This is a genomic window from Aeromonas sp. FDAARGOS 1405 (assembly GCF_019048265.1).
Lineage (GTDB): Bacteria > Pseudomonadota > Gammaproteobacteria > Enterobacterales > Aeromonadaceae > Aeromonas > Aeromonas veronii_A.
The window spans coordinates 555,685-572,010 of the sequence record NZ_CP077311.1; the positions used below are offsets into that span (position 1 = coordinate 555,685).

The 16,326-nt window shown below is 61.0% G+C and carries 17 protein-coding genes; 14 read left to right on the forward strand and 3 right to left on the reverse strand.

Annotation, left to right across the window (positions count from 1 at the left end):
• The first annotated feature begins 48 nt into the window (after positions 1-48).
• The 3 genes from hrpB (at position 49) to I6L35_RS02600 (ending at position 5,349) form a co-directional block, all read left to right on the forward strand.
• Positions 49-2,496 (forward strand): ATP-dependent helicase HrpB, encoded by a 2,448-nt coding sequence (hrpB, locus tag I6L35_RS02590; RefSeq protein ID WP_216979463.1) that lies wholly within the window; start codon positions 49-51, stop codon positions 2,494-2,496.
• A 73-nt stretch (positions 2,497-2,569) separates the two neighbouring features.
• Positions 2,570-4,888, forward strand: a complete 2,319-nt coding sequence (gene mrcB, locus I6L35_RS02595; RefSeq protein WP_216979464.1) for a penicillin-binding protein 1B — start codon at positions 2,570-2,572, stop codon at positions 4,886-4,888.
• Positions 4,889-4,947: 59 nt separating this feature from the next.
• On the forward strand, positions 4,948-5,349 hold the full coding sequence (locus I6L35_RS02600; RefSeq protein ID WP_216979465.1) for a VOC family protein: 402 nt from the start codon (positions 4,948-4,950) through the stop codon (positions 5,347-5,349).
• A 78-nt stretch (positions 5,350-5,427) separates the two neighbouring features.
• Here I6L35_RS02600 and I6L35_RS02605 read toward each other — a convergent pair whose 3' ends face one another.
• Both I6L35_RS02605 and I6L35_RS02610 read right to left on the reverse strand, forming a co-directional pair.
• On the reverse strand, positions 5,428-5,748 hold the full coding sequence (locus tag I6L35_RS02605) for an SMR family transporter (protein ID WP_005335659.1): 321 nt from the start codon (positions 5,746-5,748) through the stop codon (positions 5,428-5,430).
• Positions 5,745-6,131: a multidrug efflux SMR transporter gene (locus I6L35_RS02610; RefSeq protein ID WP_216979466.1), complete on the reverse strand. Its 387-nt coding sequence runs from the start codon at positions 6,129-6,131 to the stop codon at positions 5,745-5,747. Before I6L35_RS02610 ends, I6L35_RS02605 begins: the two co-directional genes overlap by 4 nt.
• A 158-nt stretch (positions 6,132-6,289) precedes the next feature.
• On the opposite strand from I6L35_RS02610, the gene I6L35_RS02615 reads away from it, so the two are divergent.
• The 3 genes from I6L35_RS02615 to ppa all read left to right on the forward strand — a co-directional run bounded on the left by I6L35_RS02615 (position 6,290) and on the right by ppa (position 9,609).
• Positions 6,290-7,171 carry a LysR family transcriptional regulator gene (locus I6L35_RS02615; RefSeq protein WP_216979467.1) on the forward strand — a complete coding sequence of 294 codons (882 nt, stop codon included), beginning with the start codon at positions 6,290-6,292 and terminating at the stop codon, positions 7,169-7,171.
• Between the two features lie 110 nt (positions 7,172-7,281).
• On the forward strand, positions 7,282-8,862 hold the full coding sequence (locus tag I6L35_RS02620; RefSeq protein WP_216979468.1) for a response regulator: 1,581 nt from the start codon (positions 7,282-7,284) through the stop codon (positions 8,860-8,862).
• A 216-nt stretch (positions 8,863-9,078) separates the two neighbouring features.
• Positions 9,079-9,609, forward strand: a complete 531-nt coding sequence (ppa, locus tag I6L35_RS02625) for an inorganic diphosphatase (RefSeq protein ID WP_005335667.1) — start codon at positions 9,079-9,081, stop codon at positions 9,607-9,609.
• Positions 9,610-9,635: 26 nt separating this feature from the next.
• Here the strand turns inward: ppa and I6L35_RS02630 are convergent, their stop codons facing one another.
• Positions 9,636-9,983, reverse strand: coding sequence for a hypothetical protein (locus I6L35_RS02630; protein WP_216979469.1), 348 nt, complete (start codon positions 9,981-9,983; stop codon positions 9,636-9,638).
• Between the two features lie 139 nt (positions 9,984-10,122).
• Between I6L35_RS02630 and I6L35_RS02635 the strand changes: the two genes are divergently transcribed.
• From I6L35_RS02635 to I6L35_RS02670, 8 genes are all read left to right on the forward strand, one after another.
• A complete protein-coding gene (locus tag I6L35_RS02635) occupies positions 10,123-11,013 on the forward strand; it encodes a hypothetical protein (RefSeq protein WP_216979470.1) in 891 nt (296 codons plus the stop codon).
• 220 nt (positions 11,014-11,233) lie between these two features.
• On the forward strand, positions 11,234-11,776 hold the full coding sequence (locus tag I6L35_RS02640) for a YtfJ family protein (protein ID WP_064335472.1): 543 nt from the start codon (positions 11,234-11,236) through the stop codon (positions 11,774-11,776).
• 44 nt (positions 11,777-11,820) lie between these two features.
• Positions 11,821-12,120, forward strand: a complete 300-nt coding sequence (locus I6L35_RS02645) for a DUF2607 family protein (RefSeq protein ID WP_110303537.1) — start codon at positions 11,821-11,823, stop codon at positions 12,118-12,120.
• A 31-nt stretch (positions 12,121-12,151) separates the two neighbouring features.
• Complete coding sequence (locus I6L35_RS02650) at positions 12,152-12,778, forward strand: DUF2796 domain-containing protein (protein ID WP_216979471.1); 627 nt, start codon at positions 12,152-12,154, stop codon at positions 12,776-12,778.
• Positions 12,779-12,782: 4 nt separating this feature from the next.
• Positions 12,783-13,472, forward strand: a complete 690-nt coding sequence (locus I6L35_RS02655) for an ABC transporter ATP-binding protein (RefSeq protein ID WP_216979472.1) — start codon at positions 12,783-12,785, stop codon at positions 13,470-13,472.
• Positions 13,466-14,713 (forward strand): ABC transporter permease, encoded by a 1,248-nt coding sequence (locus I6L35_RS02660; RefSeq protein WP_043821722.1) that lies wholly within the window; start codon positions 13,466-13,468, stop codon positions 14,711-14,713. Before I6L35_RS02655 ends, I6L35_RS02660 begins: the two co-directional genes overlap by 7 nt.
• A gap of 31 nt (positions 14,714-14,744) precedes the next feature.
• Positions 14,745-15,221, forward strand: coding sequence for a DUF3299 domain-containing protein (locus I6L35_RS02665; protein WP_157161970.1), 477 nt, complete (start codon positions 14,745-14,747; stop codon positions 15,219-15,221).
• Positions 15,222-15,325: 104 nt separating this feature from the next.
• On the forward strand, positions 15,326-16,186 hold the full coding sequence (locus I6L35_RS02670; protein ID WP_216979473.1) for a TIGR03899 family protein: 861 nt from the start codon (positions 15,326-15,328) through the stop codon (positions 16,184-16,186).
• Positions 16,187-16,326: the final 140 nt, after the last annotated feature.

Genomic DNA, 16,326 nt, shown 5'->3' on the forward strand with positions numbered 1-16,326 from the left:
GCAGAATAGGCGCCGTTTTACCGGTTGCCACAGAAGGTGCTCATCGCTTTGTCCCAGCTCCCCATCGTTTCGGTATTGCCCGAACTCTTTGCCGCCCTCGACAGCCACACCAGCGTGATCCTGCAGGCGCCACCCGGCGCGGGCAAATCGACCATGCTGCCGCTGGAGCTGGTGCGTCAGAACCGGCTACCCGGCCGCATCATCATGCTGGAACCAAGGCGCCTTGCGGCGCGCAATATCGCCACTTTTCTGGCGCGCCAACTGGGGGAGAAGGTGGGCGAGCGCATCGGCCTGCGAGTGCGTGGCGAGAGCCGCACCAGCGCAGCAACCCGGCTCGAGATCGTCACCGAAGGGGTACTGACCCGGATGTTGCAGCAAGACCCGGAGCTGACTGGCGTTTCGCTGGTCATCTTCGATGAGTTCCACGAACGCAGTCTGCACGCCGATACCGCATTGGCCTTCGCCATCGAGAGCCAGCAGGGATTGCGCGATGACCTCAAGCTGCTGGTGATGTCCGCAACCCTGGATGGCATGGCACTCGAGACCTTGTTGCCGGATGCCCCTGTGGTTCGCTCCGAGGGGCGCGGTTTCCCCATCGACTACCACTACCGCCCCGCCAATCGCCAGCAATGGCTGGAGCCGCAGGTCGGCGCCGTGGTACTCGAAGCGCTGGCCGAGCAAGATGGCAGCCTGCTGGTCTTTCTGCCGGGACAGGGTGAGATCGAGCGACTGGCGCAATGGTTGGCAGACAAACTGCCGGACGACGTGACCCTCGCCCCCCTCTACGGCCGCCTCGACATGGCGGCGCAGCAGGCAGCCATCGAACCAGCGCCTGCCGGCCGCCGTAAGCTGGTGCTCACCACCAATGTGGCGGAGACCTCCCTCACTATTGAGGGGATTTCGGTGGTGATCGATAGCGGGCTGGAACGACGGGCCTCCTATGATCTGAAAAGCGGTGTCACCCGACTGGAGACCCGCCAGATAGCCAAATCCTCCGCCACCCAGCGAGCCGGTCGCGCCGGTCGCCTCGGCCCCGGTGTCTGCTACCGGCTCTGGAGCAACGAAGTGCAGGAGCGGCTCGCCGAGCAGAGCCCGCCAGACATTCTCACTCAGGAGTTGACCAGCCTGCTGCTGGACGCCGCCCAGTGGGGGGCAAAGGTGGAAGATCTGCCGCTGCTGGACATACCCCCCGCCGCTGCGGTGGCCAGCGCCCAGCGGCTGCTGGTGGCTCTTGGCGCCATGAAGCCGGAGGGTGAGCAACAACTCACTGCCGCTGGCCGCGCCATGGCCGCCTTCGGTACCCACCCTCGCCTCGCCCGCATGCTGCTGCGCGCCCGCGAGCTGGAGTCCGAGGGTCTGACAGGGATTGTCGCCGATGCCGCATATCTGGTGGCGTTGCAGGAAGAAGATCTGCGAGGATCGGAGCGCCTCTCTGTGCTGTTCCACCGCCGTCAAAACGCCCTGCGCCAGAGCGCGGCCCGCTGGTTTGAACGGCTTGGCGTGCGCCCAGCCAATGCGCAGGGTCAGTGGCTGGGGCTGCTCTGTGCTCTCGCCTGGCCGGATCGCATCGGCAAACTGCGTAGCGGCAGTCGCTATCAACTCAGTGGTGGGGTGAGCTGCGATCTGGTAGAAGGTCATCCCTGTGAGGGACAAGCCGCCCTTATCGCCATCGAGATGGGGCAGAACGATCGCGGCAGCCGCATCTTTATCGCCGAACCGGTCGATCTGGACGAGCTGGTACGCCTGCTGCCGGAGCTGGTGAGCGAACGGCAGTGGTTCGACTGGGATGAGCGGGAAGAGCGGGTGCGCGCCGAGCGCCAGCAGGTGATCGGCGAGCTGGTGCGGAGCCAGCGACCGCTGACCGAACTCTCTGACGAGCAGAAAGGGCGCTGCCTGCTGCAAGGCATTCGCCGCAAGGGGCTGCATGTACTGCCTTGGGACGAGAGCAGCGAAGGGCTGCTGGCCCGCCTGCGCTGCGCCCGCGACTGGCTGCCTGATGAGGGGTGGCCCACGATGGATGAGGAAATTTTGCTGGCCACGCTGGAACAGTGGCTGCTGCCAGCGGTGAGCGGTATGACCCGGCTGGAGCAGCTGAAGAAGCTCAATATGAGCGACATCCTGCGTCAATCCCTGCCCTGGCCGTTGCCCAAACGGCTGGACGAGGCGCTGCCGAGCCACTTTGCGGCACCGACCGGCAGCCGGGTGCGGATCCGCTATCAGCCGGGGCAGGCACCGGTGATCCCGGTACGCATTCAGGAGATGTTCGGACAAGGCTCTACCCCCTGCGTGGCCGATGGCCGGGTGGCGCTGGTGGTGGAGCTGCTCTCCCCGGCTCAGCGACCGCTGCAGATCACCGCCGATCTGGCCGCTTTCTGGGCAGGATCCTACGAGCAGGTGAAGAAAGAGATGAAGGGGCGCTATCCCCGCCACTACTGGCCGGATAATCCGCTGGAAGCGATGCCGACCAAAGTCACCAAAAAGAAGATGGGCATCTAGGTTCGGCGGGTTAATCCCGCTCGGACGTTCGCGAATGCGACATAACAAGTAGAAAGGAAAGCAAAGAGGATTTATGGCAACCCAACGACGCAAGCGAGCCCCCAAGAAGGCAGCGCCCAAACGCACCATCTGGCGCAAGCTGTTCTGGCTTGGCTTCAAGCTCTCCCTGGTGGTGGCGGCCTTTATGGTGGTGTTTGGCATCTACCTCGATACCAAGGTGCGCGAGCGCTTCGATGGCGAGAAGTGGCAGCTGCCGGTGATGGTCTACAGCCGCCCGCTGGAGCTCTACCCCAGCCAGCGCCTGTCGCGGGACCAGATGCTGCGCGAGCTCAACATGCTGAGCTACAAGCAGGTGCGCCAGCCTCACACGCCGGGTGAATACACCATCAATGGCAACCGCATCGAGCTGATTCGCCGTCCGTTCGAGTTCTATGATGGCGCCGACGGAGCCCGTGGCCTGCGCCTCACCTTCAACGGCCCGCGTCTTGAGGGGATCCAGTCGCTGGAGAACCAGCGCCAGCTCGGTTACGCCCAGATGGACCCGGTGCTGCTCGATCGCCTCAATACCGAAGATCGGGAAGATCGCCTGCTGGTGCGTATCGCCGAAGTGCCCGACAGCCTGCTGGTGACCCTGCTCACCACCGAAGATCGCGACTTCTACCAGCATGGCGGCGTCTCGCCGGTGGCCATCATGCGCGCCATGTTCGCCAACCTGATCGCGGGTCGTACCGTGCAGGGGGGCAGTACTCTGACCCAGCAGTTGGCCAAGAACTTCTTCCTGACCCGTGAGCGCAGCCTGTGGCGAAAACTGCAGGAAGCCTATATGGCGGTGCTGATCGACTATCGCTACAGCAAGGACGAGATCCTCGAGTCCTACCTCAACGAGGTCTATCTGGGGCAAAACTTCTCGCAAGGGGTCTACGGTTTCGGCCTCGCCTCCTACTTTTACTTCGGCATTCCGGTCAACGAGCTGGATATCGATCAGGTCGCCCTGCTGGTCGGGCTGGTGAAAGGCCCCTCCTATTACGACCCATGGCGCTTCCCGGAGCGGGCCAAGACCCGCCGTGATCTGGTGCTGAAGCTGCTGATGGATCACGGCAGCCTGACCCAGGCCGAGTATGAACTGGCCAGCCGTCAACCCCTCGGCATCATCGCCCGTGGCCAGATGAGTTATGGCCGCACCCCGGCCTTTATGGGACTGCTCAAGCGGGAGATCCAGAGCCGCTTCGGCGCCGATCTGCTCAAGCAGTCCGGCCTCAAGATCTTCACCAGCCTCGACCCCATCGCCCAGCATGCGGCCGAGCGAGCGGTCGAATCGGGCCTCGCAGATATCGAAAAGCTGCGCGGCAAGAAGAAGCTGGAAGCGGCCATGGTGGTCTCCGACTGGCACAAGGGCGAAGTCGTCGCGCTGGTGGGTGGCCGCGATCCCCGCTACGCCGGGTTCAACCGGGCGCTGGATGCCCGCCGCCAGATCGGCTCGCTGGTGAAACCGGCGGTCTACCTCACCGGTCTCTCCAACGGCCTGACCCTGGCGACCCCGCTCAAAGATCAGCCGATCCGCATTCGCGGTCAGGATGGTCAGGTCTGGACACCGCAAAACTACGATCGCAAGTTCCGCCAGAGCGTACCGCTGATGGATGCGCTGGCCAGCTCCCTCAACGTACCGACCGTCAATCTGGGTCTGCAGGTGGGGCTGGAAAAAGTGGTCGATACCCTGCACAAGCTGGGAGTCCAGCAGGAGATCCAGCCCTATCCGTCGCTGGTGCTGGGGGCGGTGGCCCTCTCCCCGCTGGAGGTGAACCAGATGTATCTGCCCATCGCCAATCAGGGGCTGACCCAGCCGCTGTCGGCCATTCGCGCCGTAGTCAACGGGGATGGCAGCCTGCTCTATCAGCATGATCAGACCGCCAAGCGGGTCACCGACCAGCAAGCAAGCTGGCTGACCCTGTTCGCCATGACCAAGACGGTGAGTCAGGGCACAGCCCGCGCCCTCAGTGCCAAGTTCCCGGGCGCCACCATGGCGGCCAAGACAGGCACCACCAACGAGCTGCGCGACTCCTGGTTTGCCGGGATGGACAACAACGAGCTGGTCAGTATCTGGGTCGGTCGCGACGACAACACCCCGGCAGGCTTGACCGGTGCCAGTGGTGCTCTGCAGCTCTTTAGCGGCTACATGAGCCAGCGCGGCGTCAACAGCCTGAGCCTGCAGATCCCGGAGGGGATCACCTGGGCCAACTTCTCCCGTGCCAGCGGCACCCGCGTCACCAGCGACTGCCCGGGCAGCCTGCAGGTACCGGCCAAGACCTCGACTATGGGCTCCCCGACCAGCTGTGCCGGCAGTACGACGCCACGCAGTGCCCTGGATGAGTGGTTCGGTGGATTCTTCAACTGACATCGCGAGAGGGGCTGCACGGGCGGCCCCTCTCCCCAGCCTGCTTACAAGGAGTCATCATGAGCCAGCCGTTGTTTGAGGCTATTCACCACATTGCCATTATCGCCAGCGATTACCCACGCTCGCGCCACTTCTACCACGAGGTGCTGGGACTGCCCATCATCGCCGAGACCCTGCGCGAGGCGCGCCAGTCGTGGAAACTGGATCTGGCCCTGCCGGACGGCAGCCAGCTGGAGCTGTTCAGCTTCCCCTCGCCTTCCGAGCGCCCCTCCCACCCCGAGGCGTGCGGCCTGCGCCATCTCGCCTTTCGGGTCAGCGACCTTGACCGCGTCATCGCCCATCTGCATGCCCATCGAGTCGATGTTGAGCCAGTGCGGGTGGATGAACTGACCGGCAAGCGCTTTACCTTCTTCGCCGACCCGGACGGTCTGCCGCTGGAGCTCTACGAAGCGCCGCGCTGAGCCTGCATCGACCAAGCAATCAGCCAAACAAAAGCCGCTCGGTTGCGACCGGGCGGCTTTTCTTATTGCTTCAGGTTATCAGGCGGTAGTCAGCATAACGACAGCCAGCGCCATCACCATCATGCCAGCCCAGCCGATGGGCTTGAGCCGCTCACCGAAGAAGAGCAAACCGCCCAGCGCCGTACCGACGATGCCGATAGCCCCCCAGGTGGCGTAGGCAACAGCCAGGTCAATCTGGCCGCCACTTACCGCTTCCGAGAGCAGGGTAAAGGCGCCGAGTACCAGCATGATCCCCAGGAAGCCCCACCCCTTGTAACGAAAGCCTTTGGAGCGGTTGATGGCCATGTTGGCGCCGATATCGATCAGTGCTGCCCCCAGTACAATCACAAACGGACTCATGCTGTGGCCTCCGTTTCAACTGACCCGGTTGCAGGCTCATCATGGGTCTCCCCCATGGTCACCATAACAATCCCCACTATCGCGAGAGCCAGGCCAATCAGCTCCTGAACGGTCACATCGTAACCAAGGAACATAACCGACACTATGGTGATCAAGGTGATCCCGAGCCCCTCCCAGAGCGCAAACGCAATACCAATGGAGATTGTTTTGGCGGCTTTTGCCAGCAACCAGTACGAGAAACCGATCAACAGCCACATCGGGATGTAATTCATCCAGCCAGCCCCCTGCTCGGGGATCATGGTCATGCTGGAGGTGCCGGCGACCTCGGTCAAGATGGCGCCGGTCAAAAACAGCCGGGCCAGAAACATACGACTTAATAACATATAGGATGCCTTTGTTGCTTCGACGGGAGAGATGGTAAACGGGGAGAAGCAACTCGCGACAATCGCTCAGCGTCGATTATTCCGACGCCACAGGTTTGCCTTGCCTTGGTTCGGCACGCTAAGGTGATGGTGAAAAAATCCGTCATGGTCTGTAAAACATGAAGCTATATCAGATAGAACTCTTTGTAGAGTCAGCCAATAGCGGCTCTATAGCCAACACCGCCCGTCGTCTCGGCAAAAGCCGCAGCGCTGTCAGCACCTCCATCGCAGCACTGGAAGTTGAGCTTGGCGTCGAACTTTTCGAACGAGGAGCCAATCAGAGTCGCCTGACCGAGATCGGCGAGCTGGTACTTGATGATTGCACTCGCCTGCTACAGGCGGCCAACAGCTTGCAGCAGAAGTGTAAACATTACGCCTCGGGTGCCGAAGTGGCGCTGCGGGTTGCCCGCGATGACGCCATCCCCGAGCAAGTGTGGCGCGAGATGCTGGCCAGCCTGCACAACCAGTTTCCCGGCACCAGTATCTCGCTGGTGCTTGCCTCTCCGCCTGAACTGCCAGCGCTGGTTGAAGAGGGGTTCGTCGATGCCGCATTTGGCCTTATTACCGAGGATCAGGAGCGCAGCGGCCTCAACATCGATCTGCTCAACCCGATCCGCACCCTGATGGTGGTGGCGCCCAGCCATCCGCTGGCCGGACTGAAGCGGGTCAAACAGCAGGATCTGACCGATCACACCCAGGTAACTCTCTCGTATGTAGATGAATTTTCTGTAAAAAGCCTGCTACCTGTGGGAGGCCAGCATATAGGTCTCTCCAGCTTCGAGTTGATGCGTAACGCGGTCCTCGATGGGCTGGGCTGGGCGGTGCTCCCCTCGCCACTTATCCAGAGCCAGCTGCGACAAGGCACCCTGCTGACCCTGAAGCACAAGTTCAGCCTGCAGTGGCGAGACTATGGCGTCTATCTGGCAGAAAATGCCTATCACGGCAAAGTATTGGCCTGGTTGAAAAAATCGATCCAGAGTTATCTTGAGCCTTTCGAGTAAAGATGAAAGAGGCGGTGCCAGCTCACGATATCTGCTTATCCTGATGATCCTGACAGAGGTGATCGTGCATACTCTTCACATACTCATTGAGCGCCGGAGGCGTAACCGATATGAGCAGTGCCCAAGACAAGGACGATATCTGGCTGGATGACGACATCATCGAACTCGATGATGAAGAGGTCGTGGTCCCCAAGGCACTCAATCCCTGGCAAGTGCTGATCGTGGATGATGAGCCGGATATTCATCACGCCACCCGGCTTGCCCTCTCCAATATTCAGTACAAATCTCGCCCGCTCGAGCTGCTCAACGCCTACAGCGGTGCTGAAGCCGCCACCATGCTGGAGGCCAATCCCAGGATTGCCCTGATCCTGCTCGATGTGGTGATGGAGACCGAAGATGCCGGTTTGCGGCTGGTGCACCGGATCCGCAACGAGATGCGCAACTCGCTGGTGCGGATCGTGCTGCGTACCGGCCAGCCCGGTCAGGCACCGGAACAAAGGGTGATCCTCGATTACGATATTAACGACTACAAAACCAAGACCGAGTTGACGGTACAAAAACTCTTCACCACCGTCATCGCCTCCCTTCGCTCCTACGAAACCCTCAGCGCCATCGACAAGAGCCGACAGGGACTCGGCAAAATTCTGGAGGGCGCGGGCGATCTCTACCATCTCCATTCACTCAAGGAGTTTGCTTCCGGCGTGCTCAAACAGATCAGCGCCATTCTCGATGTGGGCACCGAAGGGGCTATCTGCGCCGAACGCCGCCCCGGCGAAGAGACGCTGGAGATCCTGGCTGCCACCGGCGACTACGAGACCCTGTTGGACGAGGGCAAGCTAACCGATTTTCCTACCCTCAACGACTCGGTCATGAAGGCATTGGCGGCACGCTGCAACCGCTTTGAACACCCTCAGGATTCCCTCTATATCGCCGCCCAGAATGGCCGCGAGTTCGTGTTGAGCTTTACCCCTACCCAACCCCTAGCTCCCCTCGAGTGCGATCTGCTGGATGTCTTCTGCCAGCGCATCTCGGCGGCCTACGACAACCTCTATCTCTACAACCAGTTGCTGCGCGCCCAGGAGGCCACCGTGGTGGCACTGGCGGCGCTGGCAGAGTTTCGCGACTCCGATACTGGCGAACATGTACTGCGGGTGCAAAAACTCTCCGACGCACTGGTGGAAGAGTTGCAGCAGATGGCAGTTTATCCGGAGCAATTGACCCCGGAGTTTGTCGAAATGATCGGCATGGCTTCCATCCTGCACGATGTGGGCAAGGTCGGTACCCCCGATCATATCCTGCACAAACCGGGGCGGTTCGACTCGGAAGAGCGGGCCATCATGGAGCAGCACGCAGGAATCGGCGCCAATATCTTGCACAAGGCGGGCGAGATGGTGGAGGGCACCAGCTACCTCTCTCTCGGCGCCGAAATCGCTCGGGGCCACCACGAGCACTTCGATGGCAAGGGCTACCCGCTGCAGCTGACTGGCCAGCAGATCCCGCTGTCGGCGAGGATAGTGGCGGTGGTCGATGTATTCGATGCCCTGCTCAGCAAACGCCCCTACAAGGAGCCCTGGACGCTGGCGCAGACCATGGAGTATATCCAGTCCCGCTCCGGCACCCAGTTTGATCCTCATGTCGTAACAGCACTGTCGCGACTGGTCAACGAGTCGAGACTCCCCTACTCGCTCTGACTCTCTGCACTTGCAACTCAACATCCCTTGCCGATGACCAAGGTCACCGGCAAGGCATCAAAACAGCTGTTTTGTTGCATCCTGCACGCATCAACGCGCCGCAAACCGGAAACATCACCCTTCTTTGGCTGCGATATCCGCTGAAATATGGTCATTTAACATCACATCGCTATAATATCGGCCTGCAATCCTGATACTAACAACGAAGGAAATATCATGAGCCTGAACCTGGTACCGGCCGGCAAGAGCCTGCCCGACGATATCTATGTCATCATCGAAATCCCGCAGAATGCCGACCCGATCAAATACGAAGTCGACAAGGACAGCGGCGCTATTTTCGTCGATCGCTTCATGTCTACCCCGATGTTCTATCCGTGCAACTACGGCTACGTGAACGCGACCCTCTCTCTGGATGGTGACCCCGTCGACGTACTGGTTCCGACCCCCTACCCGCTGCTGGCCGGTTCCGTCATTCGCTGCCGTCCGGTTGGCGTGCTGAAGATGACCGACGAATCTGGCGAAGATGCCAAGATCGTTGCTGTACCGCACTCCAAGCTGACCAAGCAGTACGACCACATCCAGGATGTGAACGATCTGCCGGAACTGCTGAAAGCCCAGATCCAGCACTTCTTCGAGCGCTACAAAGAGCTGGAAGCGGGCAAATGGGTCAAGGTGGAAGGCTGGGGCGACAAGGCTGCTGCCGAAGCCGAGATCAAGACCTCTGCCGAGCGTTACGCTGCCAAGTAAGCGTCACACGGAATGAGAAAGGCGCCTTATGGCGCCTTTTTTGTCGGTGTTTGCGGCAGCTGACCGGCCGCATCTCCGGCAGGATTGCCCTGAATGTATATTTCACGACCATCTTTCTGGTAGGGACGATAGTAATCACCGCCACAGCGATAGCCGCCGCCCGGCTGGCTCATCAGCTCGCAGTTGACCGGCAATACCTCCAGCCACTTGATGGCCTGCTGGTAGCGCAGCCACTCCTGCCATTCGTGTTCTCGCGCCAGCTGATCGCGCAGGTCAAAGGTATCCGCAACGGACATCCCCTGATTGACGATCACCTGACCCGCCATGGCAGGCAGGCTGAGCCCACCCAGTAGCACTATGATCCAAGGCCTCATATGCCCTCCCGAGTGACTTATTTTCACAATTAAATTAAAAGTCACATCAATCTGTTATACAGCTCACAAAACGAAACATCACCTAAGTGGTGCCGGCTCACCTAGTTGTTAATTATCGTCCACGGCAGGAAGCACCACCATGAAGCTGACCCCCGCGCTGTTGCTCAGCCTCACTCTCTTCGCCACCCTTGGCGCCACAAGCAACGCCAGCGAGATCAACATGAGCTGGCAGTGGCAATCCACCGATGGCCAGCGCAAGCACTTCCAGCTGACCACCGACGATCAGGTGATGGCCGCCAGTCGCCACGAGATGAGCCTGCTGAAGGCCTCTCTCACCAATCCGCTGGAGACCCTTTACGCCTATATCAGCCCACGGCTCTACAACAGCATCAACCTGATCAATCAGAGCAGCCCCGAGACAGCTACCAAGTTTCGCAATCTGGAGCAGGCCTTCACCCTGCGGGACGACAGCATGGAGTCGCTGCTGTTCTGGCAAGCCTACCAACAGTATCAGGAGGATGCCTTCTACCAGATGAGGGTGATACCCTGCGTCCATCCTGCCAATCGCAAACTGCCTTGCGTACGCCCCGATTACTCCCAGCTCTTCTACCACTTCAAAGGGCATCTCAAGCCACTGGCGCAGCAATTTGCGGCCAAGGATCTCGCCACCAGCGTCAGCCTGCTGCAGGAGTGGCTGAACGCCATCCCCACCCAACCGGAGCAGCTGGATCACTTCGCGCCGCCGCTGCAGGCTTTGCAGGATAACAAGGCCGATAGCGACGAGAAGGCGCTGCTGATGGCCAGCCTGCTAGCGGAGCTGGCCCCGCAATATGTGCTCAGCATCATTTATCCGGATATCAGCATCGGCAGCGTCTCCCCTGCCTGGCTGGCCATTACGGCAGACAGTGGCGTACCCGGTGATGTGGTGGTGATCAACAATCAGCGCCATGTGCTGCTGACCGGCTCGTCCCTGCTGGCCCAGCAGATGACCATGGCCAAGATCCCCCTCATCAGCGAGTCGCTCTACTGACGCAGACAGCTCAGACCAGCTGCCAATTCATTGATTTTTATCGATGTCATGCCATCCTAGCCGCCCTTGCCAGCCAACCACCTGACTGGCGGGGCGCCGACGCTTCTGAATTGCGATCTTATTTAACACTTTTTAAACAGATCCGATCAGTTTAGGATGAAGCTCGCCCATTCCCTCAATCCGAAACTCGTTATAACATAACAAATGGAGTGTCATCAGGATGAAACATCTCGTACTTACTTTGGCGCTGCTGCCATCTCTGGTCTTTGCTCACAACTTCAAGGATGGCAACCCGGTGCCGCTGGTCAATATCAGTGACAAGGGCGAGCTGGTACTGAACGGCAAGGATATCGGCTACCAGCCGTGGCAGAGCACCTCGCTCACCGGCAAGGTGTTTCTGATCCAGCATATTGCCGGCCGCTCCAGTGCCAAGGAGCTGAATGCCCCGATGATCGAGGCGATCAAGGCCGCCAAGCTGCCGCAAGACAAGTACCAGACCGTTACCGTCATCAACAGCAATGACGCCATCTGGGGCACCTCCGGCTTCGTGAAGAGCAGTGCCGAGGACAGCAAGAAAGAGTTCCCCTGGTCCGCCATGGTGCTGGATGCCAAGGGGATGGCGCGCAACGCCTGGGATCTGACGCCGGAAAGCTCGGCGATCATTCTGCTGGATAAAGAGGGCAAGGTGCTGTTTGCCAAAGATGGCCAGCTCGATGCCAACAACATTGCTACCGTGATGGGGCTCATCAAGTCCCATCTCTAAGTCAGAGAGAAGGGGCGCTGATGGCGCCCTTTCCATAAGGGTCTATGGGTCGTATAAAACTGAAAATCTGGATCTTGCTGCTGGGCTGGTTATGGCTGCAGCCTGCCCTTGCCCGGCACCAGTTTGAATCCGCCCTGCCCGGCCACGACGACCATCACTGCCTGGTTTGCGCCCTCCATCTGGATGGCAAGCAGGTCATCACCGCCACCCCCTATTGTTTCCCCGGTTCGACCTCTGTTCTGCCCGTCGTTGCAACCATGCAACGCTCGGCGGATACAGCCACGCTTCACAGCTATGCCATCCGTGCGCCGCCCGCCTCTGTTTTTATCTATCCCTTTGTTTAATTTCGCTATTTGTTTTGAAAAAGGATTAAAGATGAAAGCAGTTACTCTGTTGCTGGCCGCAGCGGCCTTTGGCGCACACGCAAATCACGACGAACACGAGAGCCACAGCCACGGCGCCCACGAGCATGGCCATGGCCACCTCAATCTGGTGGTCGATGGCGACCAGCTGATGATCGAGCTGCAGGCGCCTGCAGCCGATCTGGTAGGCTTCGAGCACGCCGCCAAGAGCGATGAAGAGAGGGCGCAGTATGCCAAGGCGGTCGCCCGCCTCCAGCAGCCTGACGCCCTTTTCCGCTTCGACCCGGCCGCTGGCTGCAAACTGACCCAGCAGGAGCTGCAAGCCGCCAAAGAAGAGCATGACCATGACCATGACCATGACCATGACCATGACCATGACCATGACCATGACCATGACCATGACCATGACAAGGCTACCAGCAACAAACATGAAGACCACCATGATCATGACGAAGCGGGCCACGCCGATATGGGCGCCATGTACACCTACACCTGCGCCACGCCGGCCAAACTGACCGGCCTTGAGGCGACCCTGTTCAGCGTCTATCCGAGCCTTGAGAAGCTGAGCGTGCAGGGGATCCTGCCCACCGGCCAGACCGCTGGCGAGCTGACCCCGTCCGCCAACAAGCTGAGCTGGTAACGCCATGAAAAAAGCCGTGGTTGAGATCCGCGATCTGGCCTTTGCCTGGCCAGGTGGCGACGCTGTACTCGATCTGCCCGCCCTCACCATCCGCGAGGGTGAGCGGGTCTTTATCAAGGGCCCGTCGGGCTCCGGCAAGTCGACCCTGCTCGGGTTGCTGGCCGGGATCCAGACCGCCAACCACGGCACCCTGGAGGTGCTGGGCCAACCATTGGCCCGGCTCTCTGGCCGTGCCCGTGACCACTTCCGGGCGGCCAATCTGGGTTATATCTTCCAGCAGTTCAATCTGCTGCCCTTTCTCTCGGTGCAGGACAACGTGACCGCTGCCCTCACCTTCTCGCCCGCCAAACGGGCCCGCCTGCAAGGGAATCCGGAGCAGGAGGCGCGCCGTCTACTGGCGGAGCTGCAACTGCCGGACGAGGCGCTGCACAGACCCGTCCACGCCCTCAGCATCGGCCAGCAGCAGCGGGTTGCCGCCGCACGGGCGCTGATCGGCTCGCCACCGCTGGTGATCGCCGACGAGCCCACCTCTGCACTCGACACCGACAACCGGGCGGCCTTTATCAAGCTGTTGTTCGAGGAGTGTGACAAGCAGGGCTCGACCCTGATCTTCGTCAGCCACGACCCTTATCTCGAACCCCTGTTCCCGCGGGTCGAAAACCTGCAACAGCTCAACCGGAGGGCATCATGCTAAAGCTCGCCCTGCAAAGTCTCTGGGCCCGCCGCCTCACCGCCGGACTCACCCTGCTGGCCGTCGCCATCAGCGTCACCCTGCTGCTCGGGGTGGAGCGGGTGCGCACCCAGGCCCGTGAAAGCTTCTCCAACACCGTCTCGGGGACCGATCTCATCGTTGGCGCCCGCTCCGGCCAGGTGAACCTGCTGCTCTACTCGGTGTTTCGCATCGGCAACCCCACCAACAACGTGGGATGGGACTCCTATCAGGCCATCAAGCAGAAACCGGGCGTCGCCTGGACCATCCCCCTCTCCCTTGGTGACTCCCACAAGGGATTTCGGGTGCTCGGCACCAATGGCGACTACTTCACTCACCTGAAATACGGTCAGCAGCAGTCGCTGCAATTGCGGGAAGGGCGGCCATTCGACACGCCGTTTGAAGCGGTACTCGGTGCCCAGGTGGCCGAGAAGCTCGGCTATCACCTTGACCAATCCATCGTTATCGCCCACGGTGCTGGCAACACCTCGTTCAGCCAGCACGACAACCTGCCGTTCAAGGTGGTGGGCATTCTGGCGCCAACCGGTACGCCCATCGATCGCACCATCCATGTGCCGCTGGCGGGGATCGAGGCGATCCATCTTGGTTGGGATACCGGCCGCCACAGCAAGAACGTGACACCGGAGCAGGCGCTGGCGCAGGATCTCACCCCGAAAACCATCACCGCCTTTATGGTGGGGCTGAGCAACCGGATCCTGGCGTTCCAGCTACAACGCAGCGTCAACACCTATCCCAAAGAGCCGCTGATGGCGATCCTGCCGGGCGCCGCCCTGCAGGAGCTGTGGAGCCTGATGAGCGTGGCGGAAACCGCCCTCTCGGTCATCGCCGGTTTTGTGGTAGTCGCGGGCCTGATCGGCATGCTGACTACCCTGCTGGCGGGGCTTAACGAGCGGCGCCGGGAGCTCGCCATCTTGCGATCCCTCGGTGCGGGCCCTGCCCACCTGTTCCTGCTGCTGGCGCTGGAAGCCATGGCGCTGACCACGGTCGGCATCGCCCTCGGGGTCGCCGTGCTCTATCTGGGGCAGGGGCTTGCCTCGCCCTGGCTGCTCAGCCACTATGGCCTGCAACTGAGTCTGGGGCTGCCGAGCACCTACGAGTGGCAGTTGCTGGGGGTGGTCTGGCTGGCAGGCATGGTGATCGGCCTGCTCCCTGCTGCCCGCGCTTACCGCTACAGCCTGAGCGATGGCATGAGCATTCGCGTCTAGCGAGACGCCCTAAATAGAAACAGAAGGACAGATGATGAAGTGGAAAATTGTGGCGCTGCTCGCCAGCCTGCTGGTGCTGCCCGCCCTGGCCGCCGATTACAAGACCATCGACTGGGATGTGCTTATCCCGGAAGGGGAGAAACTGCTGCCACCTCCGCAGGTGAACCACGATGGGGATCTCGCCTCCGTGCCGCAACCGGTGGGCGGGGTAAACAAGAAGCTGGACAACCAGGATGTGCGCATTCCGGGCTTCGTGGTGCCGCTGGAAGGGGATGCCAAGAAGATCACCGCCTTCCTGCTGGTGCCCTACTTCGGCGCCTGTATCCATGTGCCGCCGCCCCCCACCAATCAGGTGATCTATGTGAGCTACCCCAAGGGTGCGCCGGTGGATGATCTGTGGGATGCCATCTGGGTGAAGGGCAAGATGCGCACGGTCAGCTCCAGCCACGAGATGGCCACCGCCTCCTATTCGATGGAAGCGGTCGAGGTGAGCGTCTACGAGGAGTAATCCTCCCGTTGCAAAAAAAGCGGCCTCCACGGAGGCCGCTTTGTTATCTTGGCATCCCGGTTGGAGTAACATTCAGCTCCAGAACCTGTGCGAATGGAGTCAGCATGGCAGACCTCCCCCCCCCGAAGAAAGAGAGTTCGATCCTGAGCAGCCAGGAGCAGACCCTGCGTCTGGCCCGCAGTCGCGGCATCGACGGCATGCTCACCCGCAACACCGACAGCACCTTCGAACAGCGCGCCACCTTTCGCCATCTGGCGGATCAGGCCGCTCGCCAGCGCAATCTGGAAGCCATCATGGTAATGGCCTCCCGCCACTGCGAAGAGACCGCGGCTGGCGGCGAGATGGACAGCGACTGGCTGACCCGCTTCCTGCAACTGGCGGAAGATATCAGCATGGTGCCGATGCAGCAGCTGTGGGGGCGGATCTTCGCGCTGGAAGTAGCCACCCCGGGCCGCTTCTCCATCCGGGCGCTCGCCACCCTCAAAGAGATGACTCAGCGCGAGGCCCAGCTGTTCCAGCGCATCTGTTCACTGACTTGCCACTACACCGGCAGCGACGAGCAGCGACTGCTGCTGGGGCTGCACAAGGGGGCCAGCTTGCTGAGCCGCGCCAAGGCAACGCGGCTCGGCCTTGGCAAATACCGCCTCCCCTACAACGCCCTGCTGCAACTGTTTGAGCTCGGGCTGCTGCATCGCGCGGAGCTGGAGTCCGGCCCGCTGCCCGCCGATGGGGTCGAGCTGGCGTTCGGCAACCAGCGCTGGCGGCTGCAGTGCAAGCAGCACAACATCACCCTGCTCTACTACCGCCTCACCCCGGTGGGCAACGAGCTCGCCCAGCTGCTGCAAGAGTCGCCGCTGGAAGAGTACCTGCAGGATCTGAAAACCGTGCTGGTGCAGGGTATCCAGATCGAGGTCCAGCATCAGGTCAGCGAGACCACACCGCCCAGCCCTGACGCCGCGCCCTGATCGTCGATGGGGGAACACGCCCACCGACGCGCCACAGATCCCGCTCACAGCACCTCACTCAGCAAAGTGAGGTGCAAAATGCAGCTCCCCTCGCACCTTGCCGCTCGCTTTTTGCACATTGCAACGACAGCAGCGCCACA

Excerpts from the sequence above, each read along its gene's own strand:
- mrcB (WP_216979464.1), top strand. The coding sequence starts at position 2,570 with ATGGCAACCCAACGACGCAAGCGAGCCCCCAAGAAGGCAGCGCCCAAA.
- I6L35_RS02600 (WP_216979465.1), top strand. The coding sequence starts at position 4,948 with ATGAGCCAGCCGTTGTTTGAGGCTATTCACCACATTGCCATTATCGCC.
- I6L35_RS02605 (WP_005335659.1), bottom strand. The coding sequence starts at position 5,748 with ATGAGTCCGTTTGTGATTGTACTGGGGGCAGCACTGATCGATATCGGC.
- I6L35_RS02610 (WP_216979466.1), bottom strand. The coding sequence starts at position 6,131 with ATGTTATTAAGTCGTATGTTTCTGGCCCGGCTGTTTTTGACCGGCGCC.
- I6L35_RS02615 (WP_216979467.1), top strand. The coding sequence starts at position 6,290 with ATGAAGCTATATCAGATAGAACTCTTTGTAGAGTCAGCCAATAGCGGC.
- I6L35_RS02620 (WP_216979468.1), top strand. The coding sequence starts at position 7,282 with ATGAGCAGTGCCCAAGACAAGGACGATATCTGGCTGGATGACGACATC.
- ppa (WP_005335667.1), top strand. The coding sequence starts at position 9,079 with ATGAGCCTGAACCTGGTACCGGCCGGCAAGAGCCTGCCCGACGATATC.
- I6L35_RS02630 (WP_216979469.1), bottom strand. The coding sequence starts at position 9,983 with ATGAGGCCTTGGATCATAGTGCTACTGGGTGGGCTCAGCCTGCCTGCC.
- I6L35_RS02635 (WP_216979470.1), top strand. The coding sequence starts at position 10,123 with ATGAAGCTGACCCCCGCGCTGTTGCTCAGCCTCACTCTCTTCGCCACC.
- I6L35_RS02640 (WP_064335472.1), top strand. The coding sequence starts at position 11,234 with ATGAAACATCTCGTACTTACTTTGGCGCTGCTGCCATCTCTGGTCTTT.
- I6L35_RS02645 (WP_110303537.1), top strand. The coding sequence starts at position 11,821 with ATGGGTCGTATAAAACTGAAAATCTGGATCTTGCTGCTGGGCTGGTTA.
- I6L35_RS02650 (WP_216979471.1), top strand. The coding sequence starts at position 12,152 with ATGAAAGCAGTTACTCTGTTGCTGGCCGCAGCGGCCTTTGGCGCACAC.
- I6L35_RS02655 (WP_216979472.1), top strand. The coding sequence starts at position 12,783 with ATGAAAAAAGCCGTGGTTGAGATCCGCGATCTGGCCTTTGCCTGGCCA.
- I6L35_RS02660 (WP_043821722.1), top strand. The coding sequence starts at position 13,466 with ATGCTAAAGCTCGCCCTGCAAAGTCTCTGGGCCCGCCGCCTCACCGCC.
- I6L35_RS02665 (WP_157161970.1), top strand. The coding sequence starts at position 14,745 with ATGATGAAGTGGAAAATTGTGGCGCTGCTCGCCAGCCTGCTGGTGCTG.
- I6L35_RS02670 (WP_216979473.1), top strand. The coding sequence starts at position 15,326 with ATGGCAGACCTCCCCCCCCCGAAGAAAGAGAGTTCGATCCTGAGCAGC.